18 protein-coding genes are annotated in these 15614 nt (G+C 69.2%); 3 read left to right on the top strand and 15 right to left on the bottom strand.

Annotated elements, in window-relative coordinates:
• Positions 1-51: 51 nt before the first annotated feature.
• Complete coding sequence (locus FHT36_RS02940; RefSeq protein ID WP_169120986.1) at positions 52-378, top strand: hypothetical protein; 327 nt, start codon at positions 52-54, stop codon at positions 376-378.
• A gap of 9 nt (positions 379-387) precedes the next feature.
• Here the strand turns inward: FHT36_RS02940 and FHT36_RS02935 are convergent, their stop codons facing one another.
• Both FHT36_RS02935 and FHT36_RS02930 read right to left on the bottom strand, forming a co-directional pair.
• Positions 388-912 (bottom strand): DUF3280 domain-containing protein, encoded by a 525-nt coding sequence (locus FHT36_RS02935; protein WP_169120984.1) that lies wholly within the window; start codon positions 910-912, stop codon positions 388-390.
• 31 nt (positions 913-943) lie between these two features.
• Positions 944-1444, bottom strand: a complete 501-nt coding sequence (locus FHT36_RS02930) for a DUF2380 domain-containing protein (protein ID WP_169120982.1) — start codon at positions 1442-1444, stop codon at positions 944-946.
• 188 nt (positions 1445-1632) lie between these two features.
• Here FHT36_RS02930 and FHT36_RS02925 point away from each other — a divergent pair, with 188 nt between their 5' ends.
• Positions 1633-3012 (top strand): histidine kinase, encoded by a 1380-nt coding sequence (locus FHT36_RS02925; protein ID WP_169120980.1) that lies wholly within the window; start codon positions 1633-1635, stop codon positions 3010-3012.
• Positions 3009-3641: a response regulator transcription factor gene (locus tag FHT36_RS02920; protein ID WP_246701982.1), complete on the top strand. Its 633-nt coding sequence runs from the start codon at positions 3009-3011 to the stop codon at positions 3639-3641. The genes FHT36_RS02925 and FHT36_RS02920 overlap by 4 nt, the downstream gene beginning before the upstream one ends.
• Positions 3642-3646: 5 nt before the next feature.
• Here the strand turns inward: FHT36_RS02920 and FHT36_RS02915 are convergent, their stop codons facing one another.
• From FHT36_RS02915 to mmsB, 13 genes are all read right to left on the bottom strand, one after another.
• Positions 3647-4039 carry a RidA family protein gene (locus tag FHT36_RS02915; protein ID WP_169120978.1) on the bottom strand — a complete coding sequence of 131 codons (393 nt, stop codon included), beginning with the start codon at positions 4037-4039 and terminating at the stop codon, positions 3647-3649.
• Positions 4040-4885 carry an alpha/beta hydrolase gene (locus FHT36_RS02910; RefSeq protein WP_169120976.1) on the bottom strand — a complete coding sequence of 282 codons (846 nt, stop codon included), beginning with the start codon at positions 4883-4885 and terminating at the stop codon, positions 4040-4042.
• A 15-nt stretch (positions 4886-4900) separates the two neighbouring features.
• Positions 4901-5614: an ABC transporter ATP-binding protein gene (locus FHT36_RS02905; protein ID WP_169120974.1), complete on the bottom strand. Its 714-nt coding sequence runs from the start codon at positions 5612-5614 to the stop codon at positions 4901-4903.
• A complete protein-coding gene (locus tag FHT36_RS02900; RefSeq protein ID WP_169120972.1) occupies positions 5607-6398 on the bottom strand; it encodes an ABC transporter ATP-binding protein in 792 nt (263 codons plus the stop codon). The genes FHT36_RS02905 and FHT36_RS02900 overlap by 8 nt, the downstream gene beginning before the upstream one ends.
• The gene (locus FHT36_RS02895; RefSeq protein WP_169120971.1) at positions 6395-7396 is read right to left on the bottom strand and encodes a branched-chain amino acid ABC transporter permease; all 1002 of its coding nucleotides are present in this window, start codon (positions 7394-7396) and stop codon (positions 6395-6397) included. Before FHT36_RS02895 ends, FHT36_RS02900 begins: the two co-directional genes overlap by 4 nt.
• Before the next feature lie 4 nt (positions 7397-7400).
• Positions 7401-8282: a branched-chain amino acid ABC transporter permease gene (locus FHT36_RS02890; RefSeq protein WP_169120969.1), complete on the bottom strand. Its 882-nt coding sequence runs from the start codon at positions 8280-8282 to the stop codon at positions 7401-7403.
• A gap of 178 nt (positions 8283-8460) precedes the next feature.
• Positions 8461-9396: a hypothetical protein gene (locus FHT36_RS02885; RefSeq protein WP_169120967.1), complete on the bottom strand. Its 936-nt coding sequence runs from the start codon at positions 9394-9396 to the stop codon at positions 8461-8463.
• Between the two features lies 1 nt (position 9397).
• Entirely contained in the window at positions 9398-10351 is a 954-nt protein-coding gene (locus FHT36_RS02880; RefSeq protein WP_038193438.1) for a hypothetical protein, read from the bottom strand.
• A 28-nt stretch (positions 10352-10379) separates the two neighbouring features.
• Positions 10380-11570, bottom strand: a complete 1191-nt coding sequence (locus FHT36_RS02875) for an ABC transporter substrate-binding protein (protein ID WP_169120965.1) — start codon at positions 11568-11570, stop codon at positions 10380-10382.
• Positions 11571-11660: 90 nt separating this feature from the next.
• The gene (locus FHT36_RS02870; protein ID WP_169120963.1) at positions 11661-12482 is read right to left on the bottom strand and encodes a GntR family transcriptional regulator; all 822 of its coding nucleotides are present in this window, start codon (positions 12480-12482) and stop codon (positions 11661-11663) included.
• A gap of 287 nt (positions 12483-12769) precedes the next feature.
• The gene (locus FHT36_RS02865; protein WP_169120961.1) at positions 12770-13318 is read right to left on the bottom strand and encodes an amino acid synthesis family protein; all 549 of its coding nucleotides are present in this window, start codon (positions 13316-13318) and stop codon (positions 12770-12772) included.
• A gap of 39 nt (positions 13319-13357) precedes the next feature.
• On the bottom strand, positions 13358-14566 hold the full coding sequence (locus tag FHT36_RS02860; RefSeq protein WP_169120959.1) for an ABC transporter substrate-binding protein: 1209 nt from the start codon (positions 14564-14566) through the stop codon (positions 13358-13360).
• 79 nt (positions 14567-14645) lie between these two features.
• Positions 14646-15524, bottom strand: coding sequence for a 3-hydroxyisobutyrate dehydrogenase (gene mmsB, locus FHT36_RS02855; protein ID WP_169120957.1), 879 nt, complete (start codon positions 15522-15524; stop codon positions 14646-14648).
• Positions 15525-15614 lie beyond the last annotated feature (90 nt).

Genomic DNA, 15614 nt, shown 5'->3' with positions numbered 1-15614 from the left:
TGGCATTGAACTTGTTTGCGCCCTGGCGGAGGAGCCAAGGGAGGAAGCCCGATGCAGCAAAAGCCGGACGCCGACGACTATCTCGCACTCTTCGGTCGCTACAAAGAGGATTTCGGGGATGTCTACATGGACCCCGAGGACGAGCGCTTCCGCCTGCTGTTCGACCAGATCTGCCGCATGCTGACCCAGCCTTCGCCCTTCAATCTGGCCCTGCCGGAGCAGTTCCGCTCCACGGCCTTCCGCTATCTCGAGGGCGATCCGCACACGGTGGCGCACATGACGACCATCGAGAACCGGCACTTCATGCTGAGCGACCTGTTCGACTACGTCCACCTCGTCAACACCATGGGCGGCCGCTGGGACCAGCGCGGGCGTTGAGGCGCCGCCTTAATGCGGTTCGGCGAACGCCTGCCGCACAACCGAACGGGCGCCGCGCGACCAGGCATAGTCCGCCCCCATGCGCAGCCCGCTCGAACGTAACATGACGAGTTCGCCCGTGCGTGCGTCCCGCAGCTCGATCCGCAGCGTGAACTCTGTGCGGCTGATGCGGGTGACGACCCCCACAAGCGAGAGGTCGGCGCCAAGGACGCGGGCGACCTCAGCGTCGCAGCCGTGACAACGATAAAGCGTACGTGTGCGCACCTCTTCGCCGGCCGCCGGCGCGACGTCGACCAGCGCATAGCGCGAATTGGCGGCGACCAGCCGCCGGGCCTCCTCCGTCGCCTCGTCGAGATGGCGGCGGTCGGAGGCTGCATCCCCGGCGACCCCGGCACCGCCGCTCAAGTCATCCAGCTCGAAAGCGAACACCGCCACGCGGGTTGGGGCATTCTCCGCCGCCCCGGCGGGTGCGGCGAGGCCGAGAAGCAGCGCGATGACAGGACGGAGGCGTTTCGGTGCGGTCTGGCAAGGCATGGGGGTCTCCCTTGGCGTGAGCGGACGCGGTTCAATCCTGCGGAACGGTCAGGATCTGGCCGGCGATGAAGGATTCCGCCCGGCGCCATGCTTCGTCAGTGTCGCCGCGGAAGGTGTAGAGCTTCTGGAACACCACGCGCCCGGCCTTCACCGCGACCACCTCCACCTTGGCCATCTGCACCAGCGTGCTCATCTTGTGGATGCCGCCGACCACGAGCAGGTCGGCGCCGGCCTGCTTTGCCGCCTCGGCCAGCTCGGGCACCGCGCCGGCCGTGAGGATGCAGGGGGCGGGATCGCAGCGGGGCGTCACCACGCGCAGGCGTCCGCCGGCGGCAAGGTCGGTGGCGAGGGCGGCCATGAAGGCCTTCAGCCGTGCCTGATGCTCGGCGGTCTGGTCGCGCGGCTCGCCGGAGGAGTCGCTGTAGGTGAAATCGATGATCGCCACGCCCGGCGGCTCGCCGGCCATGGCGCCGCCGGCGAGCGTCGCGAGGAAAGCGAGGGCGGGCAGGAACGGGAAGGGGCGCAGCGCCATCGTCGTGTCTCCGGTCTGATGGCCTGAGCGTGCCGCCGGGGCCGCCCCCCGACCAGGGACGGGTTCACGCCGGGGGCCGGGAAGATTTCCCGACGTGCGCCGGCGATCTTCCGCCCGCGCGCCGGCGTCCCTAAGGTCTTGCACCGGCATCGCGGCCGCTGCCGCGATGTCCGCCTGCGAGTGAACCGATGACCCGTTCCCGGCTCGACCTCAAGCTCCGGCTGACCCTCCAGATCGCCGCGCTGATGGCGCTGTGCCTCGCCGGGGCGGTGGGCTGGCTGCTCCTCGACGGCGCGCGGGCGGGCGAGGCGCAGGTGGCCCGCATCGCCGATCTGATGGCCCGCGATCTCGCGTTCCAGCGCCAGCAGATGCAGTGGGTGCGCGGCGCGCCGGGGGTGTTCCCCGATCTCCAGCGCCTCGCGCCGGCCCTGATGGCGCCGGGCCTGTGCATCGCCTTCCGTCCCGCCGGCGCCGATGGATTGCAGCGCCTGTGCAGCGGCGCCGAGCCGGACGACGGGCGCACGCCGGAGCTGTTCCAGCGCCTCTATGATGGCCTGTTCGGCGCGCGGGGTACGGCCGAGCGCACGGTGGAGGTGGCGGGCGCGACGGAAGGCGTCGTCACCGTCAGCCTCGCCCCGGAAACGCTGGCGGGGAAAGCGTGGCGCGAGGTGAGCCGCCTCGCCGGGCTGGTTGCGGCCATGCTGCTGGTGCTGTGCGCGCTGGTTTATCTCGCTCTGGCGCGGGCGCTCAGGCCCACCCGCACCATCCGCGACGGGCTCGATCGCCTGACCCATGGCGACCTCTCCGCCCGCATGCCGGCCTTCGATCTCGCCGAGCTGTCGGCGGTGGGGCAGGTGTTCAACGCGCTCGCGGGGCGGCTCGAGGCTGCATTGGCGGAGAGCCGCAGCCTCACGCGTCGGCTGATCGCGGTGCAGGACGAGGAGCGGCGCTCCCTCGCCCGCGAGCTGCACGACGAATTCGGCCAGAGCCTCGCCGCCATCGGTGCCGCGGCGGCCCTCGCCGGCCAGACGGCGGCGCGCGACTGTCCAGCCCTTGTGCCGGAATGCCAGAGCATCGGCCGCACCGCTCAATCCATGATGCAGGCCCTGCGCGGTGCGCTTCTGCGCCTGCGGCCGCCGGAGGTGGAGGAACTCGGCCTCGTCGCGAGCCTCGAAGGGCTGGTCGCCGGCTGGAACGGCCGGCTCGGCGCCACGACCCGCTTCAGCCTCGATGTCTCCGGCCGGCTCGATCCGCTGGAGCCGGCCTTCGCCGCTGGCCTCTACCGGATCGCGCAGGAGGCCATCACCAATGCCGCGAAGCACGCCGGGGCGTCCCGCGTGCAGCTCGTCCTCGCCCGCGAACCGGGGCCGGCAGGCGATGCCGTCGCGCTCACCGTGGAGGATGACGGCCGGGGCTCCCCGGCGCCGGCGGCGGACGGGTTCGGCCTGCTCGGCATGCGCGAGCGCGTGGCCGCCATGGGGGGCGAACTCTCCATCGGGACCGCAGCCGCCGGTGGCCTTCTGCTGCGTGCCGTGCTCCCGCTCCCGGCCGGGGATGCAACATCATGACCCAACGCATCATGCTGGTGGACGACCACGCCGTGGTGCGCGAGGGCTACCGCGCCCTTCTGGACCGCCAGCCCGGCCTCGCCGTGGTGGCGGAGGCCGGCGAGGGGGCCGAGGCCTACCGGCTGTTCAAGCAAGCACGGCCCGATCTGGTGGTGATGGACCTGTCCCTGCCCGGCTTCGGCGGCGTGGAGGCCATCCGGCGCATCCGGCAATGGGACGGGACGGCGCGCATCCTCGTCTTCACCATGCACCAGAATGCCGCCTTCGCGGTGCAGGCCATCCGCGCTGGGGCGCAGGGCTACGTGACCAAGAGCAGCCCGCCGGAGGTGCTGATCGGCGCGGTGCGCGACGTGCTTGCCGGCCGCATGGCGTTGAGCCCGGACATCGACCACGAGCTCGCGCTCTCCCGCCTCAAGGAGACCCCTTCAGTCGCGGAGGTGCTGAGCCCGCGCGAGTTCGAGGTGCTGCGGCTGCTCCTCGCCGACAAGGGCACCGACGACATCGCCGAGACCCTGAACCTCAGCCCCAAGACGGTGGCCAACATCCGCTCCCAGATCCGCGCCAAGCTCGGTGTCCAGTCGGACATTGCGCTGACGCTCCTCGCCCTTCGGCAGGGGATTCCGGCCTGAGGTGATCAGGCCGCGGCGACCGCCACGGCCTCGATCTCGAACCGCCATTCCGGCCGGGCGAGGGCAGCGGCGATCACCAGGGTCGAGGCCGGCTTGTGGCCCTTGAGCAGCGCGGTGCGCAGCGCGCCGTAGCCGGCATAGTCGGCGGGATCGGTCAGAAACGCGGTGACCTTGGCGAGGTCGCCGAGCCCCATGCCGGCCGCCGCGAGCACGGCCTCCAGATTGGCGAAGGCGGCGCGCACCTGCCCCTCGAAATCCGCCGGCACCTGCCCCGAAGCGTCGATGCCCACCTGTCCAGAAATGTAGAGCGTGCGCACCGGGCCGCTCGCCAGCACGGCGGGGCTGTAGGGCAGGGCGGCGTCGGCGGGGGTGGCGAGCACGGGCGAGAGGGCGGGCATTCAGGCCTCCGGAGGGTGAGCGAGGGCGAGGATCGCGCGGGTGAGCGGGTCGGCGCCGTCGGCCAGGGGATCGAGCAGGGTGAAATGGTTGCGGCGCGCCGGCTCCATATGCTGCACGGCGCCGCCACGCGCTGCCCACAGCTCGGCGAAATCGCGGCTCCACCGCTTGAAGCCGTCCGTCTCCTCGCCCCCCACGGCGGCCAGCAGCGGCATCAGCCGCGCGCCGGGTGGAAGGTCGCCGAGGCGCAGCAGCGGGCTCATTGCCGCCGCCTCGAGCGCGGAGAGGCCGAGGTCGGCATTGATGGAGGTGTGCCGCAGGGGGCGCAGATCATAGACGCCGGAAAGCCCGGCGAGGGCGCAGATGGGGCCGTCGCCCCGTTCCGCCTGATCGAGCGCTAGCATGGCGGCGAGTTGTCCGCCCGCCGAATGGCCGGCCACCACGATGCGGGAAGGGCTGAGGTTGTCCACCACCCAGCGCAGCGCGAGACGCATCTCGTCCACGATGTCGGCGACGCGCACGCCGGGCACGAGATCATATCCCGGCGCCACCAGCGTCACCCCCGCGGCGAGGCAGGGACCGGCGATGAAGGAGACGTCCGACTTGTCCAGCGCCCGCCAGTAGCCGCCATGGATGAAGAACAGCACCGGGGCCCCTTCCTCCGCCGGGAATGCATCCAGAAGGCAGCGCGACCCCGGGCCATAGCGCTGGTCGAGCCGCCAGCCGCCGACTGCACGCAGCGCCGCGCCCAGGCGGCGATGGCCGTCATAGACGCTCTCGCGCTCGGGATGCCGGCGGCGCAGGGCGTATTCGGCTTCGAGCGCGGGATCGATGAGGGTATGCGGCATGGGATTTCCGAAAACTCACAGGCCGAGATAGGCGGCGCGCACGCCGTCGTCATGGAGGAGATCCGGGCCCGCGCCGTCGCGGACCACAGACCCCTCGGCGAGGACATAGCCGTGGGCGGCGCTACGCAGGGCCATGCTCGCATTCTGCTCGGCGATGAGGAGGGACATGCCCTCCGCATTGAGGCGGCGGATGGTGGCGAAGATCTCCTGCACCACCTTGGGCGCGAGGCCCATGGAGGGCTCGTCCAGCAGGAGAAGGCGGGGGCGGCCCATGAGCGCGCGGCCAATGGCGAGCATCTGCTGCTCGCCGCCGGAGAGCAGCCCTGCCGCCTGCCGCCGTCGCTCGGCGAGGCGCGGGAAGAGGGCGAACACCATGTCGAGATCGGCGGCGACGCCCTGCGCCCGGCGCGGCCACAGCCGGCGGAAGGCGCCCATCTCCAGATTCTCTTCCACCGTCATGGGCGCGAACACGCGGCGCCCTTCCGGCACCAGCGCCAGCCCGCGCGACAGGCGGGAGGAGGTGGAGAGGTTGGTGATGTCCACCCCGTCGAACACGATGCGCCCCGCCGTGGGGCGGATAAGGCCGGCGAGGGTGCGCAGCAGGGTCGTCTTGCCCGCGCCGTTGGCGCCGATGAGGCAGACCGACTGCCCGCGCGCCACCTTCAGGGAAACCGCGTGCAGCACATCGGTGCCGCCATAGCCGGCGACGAGGCCTTGCACCTCAAGCATCGACCGCCTCCTCGCCGAGATAGGCGGAGAGCACCTCCGGGTGGCGGCGGACCTCTTCCGCCGTGCCCTCGGCGATGCGCCGGCCGTTGTTGAGCACCAGAATGTCGTGGGAGAGCGACATGACCATGCGCATGTTGTGCTCCACCAGCAGCACGGTCATGCCGTCGCGGTTCAGGTCGCGGATGGTCTCGGCCATCTTGTCCGCCTCGGCGTGGGGCAGGCCGGCGGCGGGCTCGTCCAGCAGCAGCAGGCGGGGCTCGGAGGCGAGGGCGCGGGCCAGCTCCAGCACCTTCATCTGCCCGAAGGCCAGCGACCCCGCCGGCAGACCGGCCTTGGCGGCGAGGCCGAAGCGCTCCAGCAGGGCCATGGCGGTGGCCTCCATCGCCCGTTCCTCGGCGCCCACGGACGGGATGTGGAGGAGGGCGGACAGGGTGGTGGCGCGGCCGCGCAGATGGCGGCCCACCATCACGTTCTCCAGCACGCTCATCTCGCGGAAGATCTGCAAATTCTGGAAGGTGCGGGCGATGCCGCGGCGGGCGCGCGCGTGGGTCGGCAGGCGGTCGACGCGCGCGCCGTCGAACTTTATGGCGCCGTCGGTGGGGCGGGTGACGCCGGCGATCATGTTGAACAGCGTGGATTTGCCGGCGCCGTTGGGGCCGATCACCGCCTTGATCTCCCCGGCCTTCACGCGGAAGGAGAGGTCGTCCACGGCGGTGACGCCGGCGAAGCGGCAGGTGAGGCCTTCGACCTCCAGAAGATCACCGGTGCTGCGCGGCGTGTTCATGCCCGCCTCCTGCGCACAAGGCCGGCCAGCGCCGCGGGGATGCCGGCGAGGCCGCGGGGGAAGAGGATCAGCACCACCAGAAGGCCGAGGCCGAACAGCATTAGTTCGGCATCCTCATAGTCGAGCAGAATCTGCGGCACGGCCGTGTAGATCAGCGCGCCCAGCATTGGCCCGTAGAAGGTGCCCGCGCCGCCGATGGCGACCATCACGAGGAGCATGATGGATGGCGCGATGCCGAAGGTTTCCGGCGAGGCATACTGGTTGATGTGGACATAGAGGCTGCCGGCGATGCCGGCCATGCCGGCGCTGAGCACGAAGACGGCGAGCTTGGTGCGGAAGCTGTCGATACCGAGCGACTGCGCGCCCAGCTCGTTGGTCGCCACCGCGCGGATGCTGCGGCCGATGCGCGAGGCGAGGAGATTGGAGATGGCGAGCATCACCAGGAAGGCCACCGCCCAGGCCAGCGGAAAGGCCTTCGCTTCGGTGTCCAGGGCATGGCCGAAGATCGAGAAGGGCGCGACGCCGATGAGGCCGTTGGGCCCGCCGGTGAGCCCCACCAGTTGGGTGAAGAAGACGACGAGGATGGCGTTCCACCCCAGCGTCGCCATGGCGAGGTAATGCCCCCGCAGCCGCAGCGCGGGAATGCCGATGAGGAGCGCGCCGAGCCCGGCGACGACGGCCGCCGCCGGCAGCCCGGCCCAGGGCGGCAGGCCGTAGCGCACGTTGAGGATGCCGCTCGCATAGGCGCCGAGGCCGAAGAAGCCGGCATGGGCGAGGGATATCTGGCCGCCATAGCCCATCAGCAGGTTGAGCGAGGCGATGAGCACCAGATTGATGAGGGCGAGGTTGGCCAGCGAAATCCAGTAGGCGTTCGGCACCACGAAGGGCACCGCCGCCAGCACCAGCCACACCAGCGCGAGGCGGGCATGGCGGGACAGGCCGCGCCGGGGCAGGCGGCTGTGGGTCATTGGTCCGGTCTTCGCCTCGATGCTCGCCATGGCCTCACACCTTCACGATGTCGGCCCGGCCGAGCAGGCCGGAGGGGCGGACGAACAGGATGAGCAGCAGCACGGCAAAGGCGATGGCATCCTTGAAGTCGGACGAGATGTAGAAGCTGCCGAACGCCTCCAGCAGCCCCAGCGCCAGCCCGCCGACCACGGCGCCCGGCAGGCTGCCGAGCCCGCCCAGCATGGCGGCGCTGAACCCCTTGAAGCCGAACATGGCGCCCTGATCGTAGGAGGCGAGGGTGAGGGGCGTGACAATAGCCCCAGCCAGCGCCCCCGCCAGCGCCGCGATGCCGAAGGAGAGCAGCACGGTGCTTCCCACATTCACCCCGACGATGGCCGCCGCCTCCCGGTCCGCCGCGGCGGCGCGCAGCGCCTTGCCGAGGATGGTGCGCTCGAAGAAGGCGTGCATCACCACCAGGAAGGCGAGGGTGATGGCGATGATCCACAGCGTCTGGCTCTGGATGCTGACCCCGCCGAACGAGAGCGCCGTGTTGCCGGAGAAGCCCGCATAGCCCACCGGCTTCTTGCCCAGCACCAGCATCACGAGGCTGCGGGTGACGATGGAGAGGCCGATGGTGACGAGGGTGATGACGAGGGCGTCCGGCCGCTTCAGGGGCTGCACCGTGAGCCGCTCGGAGAGGAGGCCGACCACGCCCACCAGCACCACCGCCGTCACCACCGCGAGGCCGGTGCTGGAGAAGGTGCCGATGAGAAGGGCGGTGACCATGCCGCCCATCACCACCCATTCGCCCTGCGCGAAATTCATTGCGCCCGTGCTCTTGAAGACCACGTTGAAGCCGAGCGCCACCAGCGCATAGACGGCGCCCGTGCCGATGCCGGCGGACAGGACCTGGAGGAGGGCGGTTACGGTCTGCATGGGGGGACGGCCAGCCTTCGGCGCCTTGCGGAAATGACGCCCCCGTCAGGGGGATGAAGATCCCGGCCGCCGCGCTCCGGAAGGATCAGGGCTTCCCCCCGATGGGCGCGGACGGCCGGGACAGGTCCGGGTCGGGCGCAGGGCCCGCCCGTTTCCTCGGAACGAGACGTCCGAGGGGTCAGAAGCTGCGCATGCGGTTGGTCTCGAACAGGGGCACCATCACCCCCAGCTCCGCGAGGCGGGTGCGAGCGTTGCCGGCGAAGGTGGCGAGCGCATCCTCCTCGGCCGCGCGCGGCGCGCCGCCGAGGCCGGCCTCGGCCGTGATCGCGTCGGCTTCCGCCTCGGCCGCGGCGTGCTCGGGGGCGAGCCAGGGGCAGTGATAGCCCTTCAGCACCACGTCCCGCACATAGTCGGAAAGCTCGGCGGCGATGGTTTCGCGCTCGTCCTTGCTCCAGCCCTCGGCCTTGGCCGAAATATAGAGCCAGCCGAAGGCGGCGTGGCGCTCCTTGTCGGCGATGACATGGTCGAGCACGGACTGCACGGCCGGGTTGGTCGCCGAGGCGCGCCAGGCCTTCGCGAGTTCCAGCTCCAGCCCGTCCTCGAAGGCGGCGTGGGCCGCCACATAGGCGTCGAGCAGCTGGCCGGCATCCATCACCCGGCGGTGCAGATGGCGGTTGAACACCGCCTCATAGGCCTTGGCTGCGGGGCGGGCGAGGCGGCCGCCGAAGCTTTCGGCGATCCGGTCGTAGCACTCGACGTGCCAGGCTTCCTCGGTGTTGCGGGTGGTGAGGTAGAATTTCGGGTCGATCTCCCGGCCCACTTCCATGCAGAAGCGCACGATGAGGGCCGGGGTCTCGGTGAGGCCGGTGGCCTCGGTCCACACCCGCCGGCTCCAGGTGCGGCGGGCGGCGGCGCGCACGGCGTCCGGATAGGCTTCCGGCGCCAGCGCGCTCCAGTCCACGTCGCGGTGCGGGTTCCAGCGGCCGGCCTTGCCCGTGTCATAGAGGGCGCGGATCTCCGGCAGCGTGACATTCATCTCGAGCGGAAAGCGCCTCTCGACCAGCAGCCGCACCGGCGGCAAGGAGGGCTCGGCCCGCGTGGCGTGAAGCGGCATGTCAGATGGTCCCGAGCTTGGGATGCGTGAACGGGGGCAGTTCGATGCCCAGCGCCCGCATCTGCTCGCGGATGCGCTGGACGGTGGCGATGAATACCGGCTTCTCCACCTCTTCCACGGTGGAGCCGAGGCCCGCCTCGTAGGTGATGCGGTCGGCTTCCACCTCGGCGTTGGAGGCTGGGTTTTCCGGTGCCAGCCACGCGCTGTGGTAGCCGTTCAGCTCCACCTTCTCCATCATGGTGATGACGGCATCCTCGATCATCTTCTTCTGCTCTGGGGTGAGCTGCTCGCAGATGGCTTCGAGGAAATACCAGCCGAAGGCGCAGTGCCGGCTTTCGTCGCGCATGATGTAGCGCACGATCTGCTTGGCGACGGGATCATGCGTGACGTCGTTCAGGTGCTTGAACACGTCGAACGCGATCTCTTCCGCCGTGCAGACAAGGGCGGCGATGATGCCTTCCAGCGGCACGTCGGCATTGAGCGCGGCGCGGCGCACGCCGTGCGTGGAGACCGAGCCCTCGAAGAGTTGCTGCACCGGCTTCTCGATGTAGCCGCCCAGCTTCTCCGCCATGGCGTGGCACGCTTCGGCGTGGCGCGCTTCTTCCTGGGAACGGATGGTGAAGAAGAGCTGCATGTCGGAGGGGCGGTTCTCCACCCCGAACCGCACCTGCAGCGCCGGGCTTTCGGAGATGGCGCCGTATTCGCTCCACGCCCGGCGGCTCCAGTAGAGCCGGGCCGCGTAGCGCTGCTCCTCGGTGTATTTCGAGGGATCGAGCTGGTCCCAGTCCACGTCGGTCTTGGGGTCCCACTGGTTCCGCGTCGCCGCGTGGAACAGCTCGCGGATGCGCGGCAGGTCGGAATTGAAGGTCAGCGGAAAGCGGTCCTCGGGGGCGTCCAGCAGCGTCTGGACCACCTCGAACGCCTGCTCGGCGGACATGTCTCGCGAAAGGGCCATGGCTGTTTCCTCCCGTTGGTGTTTCGCGTCAGGCGTAGTCGGCGAGGTTGAAGCGGCCGTCCCGCCAGTTGACCAGCACGATGTCCTGCTTGGAGAGCCCCGAATGGCGCTCCGGCGAGAAGGTGAAGACGCCGGAGATGCCGGGGAAATCCTTGATCTGCTCCATGCCCTGGCTAAGCTTGGATACATCGCCCCCCACCTTCTTCAGCGCCTCGCGGGCGAGCAGCGCAGCGTCGTAGGATTCCGCCGCATAGATGCTGGCGGGACGCTTGAAGCGCGCCTCATAGGCCTTCATCAGCTTGAGGATGCCGGCCTTGAGCGGGTCGCTGTCCGGCAGCTGGTCGCCCACGGGCAGCTTGAGGCTGGCGAGGAGCAGGGTGTTGGCGGCATCGCCGGCGAGCTTCATGTAGTCGGCGGAGACGAAGCCGTAGCTGTGGATCAGCGTCTTTTTGTCGAGGCCCAATTGCTGTGCCTGCTTGAGAAAGACGACGCCGGCGGGCGTCACCGTCCAGCAGATGATGGCCTCTGCGCCGGCATCGCGGATGCGGGTCAGCTGGGGCATCATGTCGGTGTCGGAGGGCGCGAAGGATTCATACATCACGTCGAGGCCGCGCTTCGGCGCGACGATCTTCATCTGCCCCACCGCGCCCTGGCCGAAGCCCGACGTGTCGGCGATGAGCGCCACCTTCTTGATCTTCTTCTTGTCCAGATAGTCGGCGATGCGCTCCAGCACGTCGCCGTCGTCCACCGTGCTCTTGAACACATACTGGCGCTCGGCGACCGGGGTGACGATGGCGAGGGCGCCCTCGGACGAGATGAAGGGCACCTTGGCGGCATTGGTGATGGGCGCCATGGCGAGGGCGATGCCGCTCATGTTGCCGCCGCTCAGGATCACTTCCACCTTGTCCTGGCTGATGAGCCGGCGGGTCGCGGTGATGCCCTTCTGGGTCTGGCTCTCGGCGTCGTAATAAGTCCACTCGATCTTGCGGCCGCCCATGCCGCCGGCCGCATTGAACTCGTCCACCGCGAGTTCGAGGCCCGCCTTCATGTCCTCGCCGAGGAAGGCCGCCGGTCCGGTCACGGAGAGGATGGAGCCGACGCGCAGCGGCTCGGCGGCGCGGGCGGCGCTGCTCCACAGGCCGGCCACGGTCCCGGTGCCGGTGGCCGCGAGGGCGGCGGCGGGCACCATCTTCAGGAAGCTGCGTCGTCCGAACTGCACTTCTGGCCTCCTCTGGAAGGGCGCTTGGTGCGCCTCGTTCATCGTGCGCCGGACGGAATGCCCGGAGCGGAAACGGCTGCGGGCGTGCGGTCAGTCGTCGTGGACGCCGCTGCGGTCCATATCGGCGGCGGGGCCACCGTCGCGGGAGAGGGGGACGCTCAGCGAATAGCGCACGAGATCGGCGCGATGCACCGTGTGGCCGGACAAAGCGAGGCGCCCGGTGGCATCGCGATAGCTCAGGGTGCGGGTCAGCACCGGCGCGCCCTTGGCGAGGTGCAGATATTCCACCTCCTCCGGCCCGGCGACGCCCGCCTCTATGGTGAAGTCGCCGGTCTTCAGGTCCACCGCCTGCCACAGGCGGTGGAGGGGGGAGCCGTGCACCGCCTCTTCCGTCCAGTCGGCGGTGAGGTCGGCCGGCAGATAGCGATAGTCGATGGCGAGCGGCACCCGGGCCGCCGCGCGCAGGCGCTTGATGAAGAGGACCTTCGTGCCGACTTCGGTCTCAAGGCTTGCCGCGATGGTTTCGTCCGCCGCGATGCGCTCGAAGGCGAGCACGGTCGCCTGCATGGGCATGCCGGTGGCGGCCCACTGGTTCAGGAAATCCATGCCCGGATTGAAGCGCTCTTCCAGCTTGCGCACAGCGACGAACGTGCCGAGGCCGCGGCTGCGGGTGAGCAGCCCCTCCTGCACCAGCTCCGCCACCGCCTGCCGCGCGGTGTCCCGGCTCACCGAGAACATGGCGCAGAGCTGCTCATCCGAAAAGAAGCGCCGGTCGCCCTGGTCCCACTTGAGGATGAGGCCGATGAGCCGCTGCTTGATCTGGGCATAGAGCGGCAAAGGGGAGGCGCGATCGAGGGGCGGGAAAGGCCCCTCGGCATCCAGTGCGGCAACGCTTGTCAACGTCTCGGACATGATGCGTGACCCTGGCGCAATCGCGCTCGGTGGGACCCGGCCGAAGCACGCTTCTGCCGGCTTTATATGAATGTAGGATCAAGCATACATTTCACGCAACAGCTTTCTTCGCGGGTCTCTATGGTGGGCGCCTCGGCACCGCAGGAGAGATGCCCAGCGGCCCCAAAAGCACGCGGGCCTGCGCCGGAGTAACTCCGAACGCAGGCCCGGCTGGGGCGGGGGCGCCAGGGAAGCCAGGAAGGGTGGGGAACAGCCTCCCAATCGCCGCCGCCGCGCGCTTCGATGGGCTACTTGCCGATGCGGTGGAGGGGACGCCCGCCGACGCCGAGGCAAAGGGCGATGAGGATTTCATCCGGCCGCGGCGCGTCAGGGATGGCGATCTCCGTCGAATCCATGTCGTCGAAGCTCCAGATGTTGTTCTTGTTGGTGAGCGGCATGAGGAGCGGTGCCCCCGGCCCGCCCATCTTCTTGGTGCCGGGGATGATGTCCTTGCCGGTGCCGACCGCAGCCCGGACCGGTGCGCCGAACCGCGGATGCAGCAGGGCAGCCGAGTGTTCCAGCTCTCCGTTGACCCCGACCACGGCCCCCTTGCCGTAGCTCACCACCTCGTCGGGCGCGATCCCCAACGCCGCGACGCCGCGGGTCGCCAGCAGGCCGCCCACCTCCGCGCCGAGGTCGTGGAGCGGGGTCAGATCCTCTACATACTTTCCTGCATAGGGATTGGCGATGACGGCCGCCACCGTAACCTTGCGGCTGGGCGGGGAAACCTCGCGGCCCATTTCCTCATGGGTCTCTTCCACCTGCACCACGAGCTTGCGCACCTTCAGCAATGACATGACATTTCCTTCGGACTTGGATGACGGGCGAAACCTCGGTCAGCTCTTCAGCAGGGCGCATTCGCTCTGGGAGAGCGGGCGGAAGGCCTCCTCGGCGGGAATGGTGGCGCGCAGCTTGTAGTAGTCCCACGGCGCCTTGGATTCGGCGGGCTTCTTCACCTCGAACAGGTACATGTCGTGGATCTTGCGCCCGTCCGCACGGATGCGGCCCTCCCCGAACAGGGGGTCCTTGATGGGCTTGGCCTTCATGGCGTCCACCACCTTGCGGCCGTCCTTGGCATCGCCCAGCTCCGCCACCGTCTTCAGATAGTTGAGGGTCGCGGAATAGACGCCGGCCTGCACCATGGTTGGCTTTGCGCCGCGCATCTTCTCGGCGAAACGCTGGGAGAAGGTGCGGGTCTTGTCGTTCATGTCCCAGTAGAAGGGCGAGGTGAGGATCAGCCCCTGCGCCACGGGCAGGCCCATGGAGTGCACATCGGAAATGTAGATGAGCAATCCTGCGAGGTTCTGTCCGCCGGCCACGATGCCGAATTCAGCCGCCTGCTTGATGGAGTTAGTGGTGTCCGCCCCGGAATTGGCGAGGCCGACGATCTTTGCTTTCGAGCCCTGCGCCTGCACGAGGAAGGAGGAGAAGTCGGACGTGCCGAGCGGGACGCGCACGCGGCCCACCACCTTGCCGCCGTTCTTCTCCACCACGTCCGCCGTGTCGCGCTCCAGCGCCTGGCCGAAGGCATAGTCGGCGGTGAGGAAGAACCAGGTGTCGCCGCCTGTCTTCACGATGGCCTGTCCGGTGCCGTGGGCGAAGGCCCAGGTGTCGGAGGTCCAGTGCACGGTATTGGGCGAGCAGGCCTTGCCTGTGAGATCCGAGGTGGCGGGGCCAGAGGCCAGCATCACCTTGTTCTTGTCCCGCGTGATCTGGTTGACGGCGAGGGCGGCCGCCGAATTCGTCACGTCGGTGATCATGTCGACGCCGTCCACGTCGAACCAGCCGCGGGCGACGTTGGCGGCAATGTCGGCCTTGTTCTGGTGGTCGGCGGAGACCACGTCGATGGTCCAGCCCTTCTGCTTCAGGCCGGAATCCTCGATTGCGAGCTGCGCGGCGACGACGGAACCGACACCGCCCATGTCGGCATAGGCGCCGGACTGGTCGTTGAGGACGCCGATCTTCACCGTCTTCGGGGCTTGCGCGCTCGCCGCGGTCGTCGCGGCAAGAAGAATGGCAAGTCCCATAAGGATGCGTGATTTCATCTTGTTTCCTCCCTTTATTTTTGTTCGTTCTGCTTGCGGGTTCCCCGTTATGTCCCAGAGCTTCGTTTGGCGCCGAAGGTCAGAGCGTCTTCAGGTAGGAGATGACCGCGGAATAGTCCCGACCGCGCCCGCCATTGGCCGCGTAGCGCCCGAAGATGTCCTCCGCCGCCGCGCCGAGGGGGGTACGGGAGCCGCTGGCGTCGGCGGCTTCCTGCGAGAGGCGCAGGTCCTTCGCCATCAGCTCGGTGGCGAACCCCGGCGTGTAGCCGCGGTTGGCGGAGGCGGTGGGCACGGGGCCGGGCACCGGGCAATGGGTGGTGAGCGCATAACACTGGCCCGAAGAGGTGGAGGCCACCTCGAACAGGGCCTGATGGGAGAGGCCGAGGGATTCAGCGAGGTTGAACGCCTCGCTGACGGCGATCATCGAGACACCGAGGATCATGTTGTTGCAGATCTTGGCGACCTCGCCATTGCCGGGCCCGCCGCAATGCACGATGCGCCGCCCCATGGCCGCAAGCAGCGGCTGGCCGACGGTGAACGCCTCGTCCGTGCCGCCGGCCATGAAGGTCAGCGTGCCGGCGGTCGCGCCCTCCGTGCCGCCGGAGACCGGCGCGTCGAGGGAGAGCAGCCCCGCAGCCGTGGCCAGATCATGGGCGGCGCGGGAGCTGGTCACGTCGATGGTGGAGGAATCGATCATCAGCGCGCCCGGCGCCATCTGCGGCACCGCCCGCGACCACACCTCGCGCACCGCAGCCCCGCTCGGCAGCATGGTGATGACCACGTCCGCGCCGGCGAACAGGCCGTCCTCCGACGCGGCGACCTTCAGCCCCGCCTCGGCGGCTGCCGCGCGCGCCTCGGCCGAGAGGTCGAAGCCGGTGACCGAATGATTGGCCTTCTGGAGGTTGGCCGCCATGGGGCGGCCCATGTTGCCGAGGCCGATGAAGACGATATGTGCCACGCCGAAAATCCCCTTCTCACGCGACCGACGCCTCTGAAGAGCCGCGCGCGAATGTGCCGCAACGAGGATTAGCTGTTCCTCCACGGACAG

Origin of the sequence: Xanthobacter sp. SG618 (assembly GCF_012932745.1) — a bacterium.
Classification (GTDB): domain Bacteria; phylum Pseudomonadota; class Alphaproteobacteria; order Rhizobiales; family Xanthobacteraceae; genus Xanthobacter; species Xanthobacter flavus.
Note: the sequence above shows the minus strand (reverse complement) of the source record. Positions and strands in the feature narration are given on the sequence as shown.